2 protein-coding genes are annotated in these 2,160 nt (G+C 58.8%); both read right to left on the bottom strand.

What is annotated here, in order from left to right; translation table 11 throughout:
• Positions 1-52: 52 nt before the first annotated feature.
• Positions 53-799 (bottom strand): GvpL/GvpF family gas vesicle protein, encoded by a 747-nt coding sequence (locus NW841_RS12185; RefSeq protein WP_414372760.1) that lies wholly within the window; start codon positions 797-799, stop codon positions 53-55.
• Positions 777-1,898 carry a sugar phosphate nucleotidyltransferase gene (locus tag NW841_RS12180; protein WP_414336050.1) on the bottom strand — a complete coding sequence of 374 codons (1,122 nt, stop codon included), beginning with the start codon at positions 1,896-1,898 and terminating at the stop codon, positions 777-779. The genes NW841_RS12185 and NW841_RS12180 overlap by 23 nt, the downstream gene beginning before the upstream one ends.
• Positions 1,899-2,160: the final 262 nt, after the last annotated feature.

Here is a 2,160-nt window from a genome sequence, read left to right as displayed (position 1 = left end):
TTTGCTTGCAAGAATGCGCTGATCCAGCGAAACGAGGGTGAGTACAGGCCGGTCAAAGCTTGGCGAAATTGTAGGGAGCGGTGAAATTGTTGTAGCGAATGCGCAGCCGTCCCTGAAAGGCTCGATCCAGCTCCTCCACTTTTTGGGCAAAAACCGGCTCATCTTCCCAGTTGATGAGAAACGAGCTGTTGTAGACCATATTTTCCGTGAGCAGCTCTCCCTCGACGCGGTCGCCGGCCAGAGGGCCGAGGGTGGCTGTGAAGGTTTGGGCAATGTGTTGGCGCCGTTGCTCCAGCAGTTGCTCTAGGGCTTGTCCAATTTCCACCACTGCATCTAGCCCCAAGGGGGTGCCGACCATCGCGTCCCGCCGGGCTTTCAGGGCGGGGTTTTCCTCCAGCCCCAATTGGAGCTCTTGCTGGGGATCCCAGAAGACTTTTACCCCCACCTCCCGTTTGCCCTCTAGGCGCTGCAGCAGGGCCAACAGATCGGCCAGGTGCGGTTTAACCAGATCCTGCTCCACCTGGTCCCAGCCGCTCACCACCAGGCCAAATTGCAACGGCAGCAGGGCGCGGTGTCCCTCGTTCATGACGGTTTCTAGGACGGCTTCGTGGGCCAGCAGATTGGCCCGGCTGGCCAAGTAGCGCTCCTGGCGAGCCTGGGAATAGAGAAAGGCCAAAGATCCCAGCACGTGAACCCCCACCGGTTGCTTATCCAGCCCCACCACATTCAGGTGGCGCGGGCCGGGGGCAGCAACGATCCCGTAAAGGTAGAGGGCGCTATTGGGATTTGCCGTTGCCATGGCTGCGGGCATCTCCGATCAACCAGGTGAGGTTGGACTCTTCCGTATCGATGGCATTGCCATCGGAGGAAATGCAGTAGCGACCCATCACCATCTGGTGGCGCAGCGTCACTCCTGCGGCGATTTGGGTGTAGTTAAAGATGAGACTGCCATCCAGCGTACACCCTTCGTTCAACACACAGCCGTAGCCAATGGCCGTGGGGCCGATGAGCTTTACCCCATCCGCCAGGTAGGTGCTGGCCCCGATGTACACCGGCGGCTCGATGTGGATGCGATCCCAGTTGGCGCGGATATTGATCCCTGTCCAGACGCCGGGCCGAATCTGGATCCCGGGCACCTTGACGCCTTTGATCTCGCCGCGCAGCACCTTCTGTACTGCCAGCCAGTAGTCATGGGTACGGCCAATGTCCACCCACTGGAAGTCGGCCTTGAGGCCGTAGAAGGGGGCGCCGGCTTTCACCAAGGCGGGGAAGAGATCGCTGCCGATGTCATAGGGGCAGCCGGGGGGGATGTAGTCCAGGACTTCTGGCTCGAACACGTAGATGCCGGTGTTGATGGTGTTGCTGAGGGCCTCTTCCTGCCTGGGCTTTTCTTGGAAGGCGGTGACCCGGCCCGTCTCATCAGTTACCACCACTCCGTAGCTGGAGACTTGGCTGGGATCCACCTCTCGCAACACCACCGTGGCCAATGCCCCCTTAGATTTGTGAAAGTTGACCACCTGGGTTAGGTTGAGGTCGATTAGCGCATCGCCGCAGAGCACCACGAAGGTGCTGTCAAAAAAGCCAGAGAAATCCTGGATCTTGCGCATGCCACCGGCGGATCCCAGGGGTTCGGCCACCGGCTGGCCGTTCTCGAAGTGGCCCTCGAAGGAAAAGCCGATGTGTACTCCCCATTGCTGGCCATCGCGAAAGTAGTCTTCGATCTGGTGAGCGAGGTGGCTAGTGTTGATCATGATTTGGTCGAAGCCATGTTCCCGCAGCAGCTCCACCAAGAACTCCATGACCGGCTTGTGCAGAATCGGGATCATCGGCTTGGGCATCATGTAGGTGATGGGCCGTACCCGTGTCCCTTTGCCGGCTGCCAGGATCATGGCTTTCATGCCGTCGTCTCTCCTCCGGGTTCATCGTGTTTTTATCATCCCAGGATCTGCGTTCTGGAAAACATCTGCCGAGTCTACCTCGCCGGCAAGAGGTCAGTTCCCTACAATTGAGGACGCAGGATCCCTGGTATCCACTTTCCTTCTTTAACTAAGTAGCATTCCCACTGCCCTTGTCCTTTTGCCAGAAGGGATCCCTAAGTGCCTATGTTGACAGCCACCAGCCCTCGGCCAGCTCCGAAGCCCAATACCCCGACGATCACCA

Source organism: Synechococcus sp. H60.3, assembly GCF_047462295.1.
Lineage (GTDB): Bacteria > Cyanobacteriota > Cyanobacteriia > Thermostichales > Thermostichaceae > Thermostichus.
Note: the sequence above shows the minus strand (reverse complement) of the source record. Positions and strands in the feature narration are given on the sequence as shown.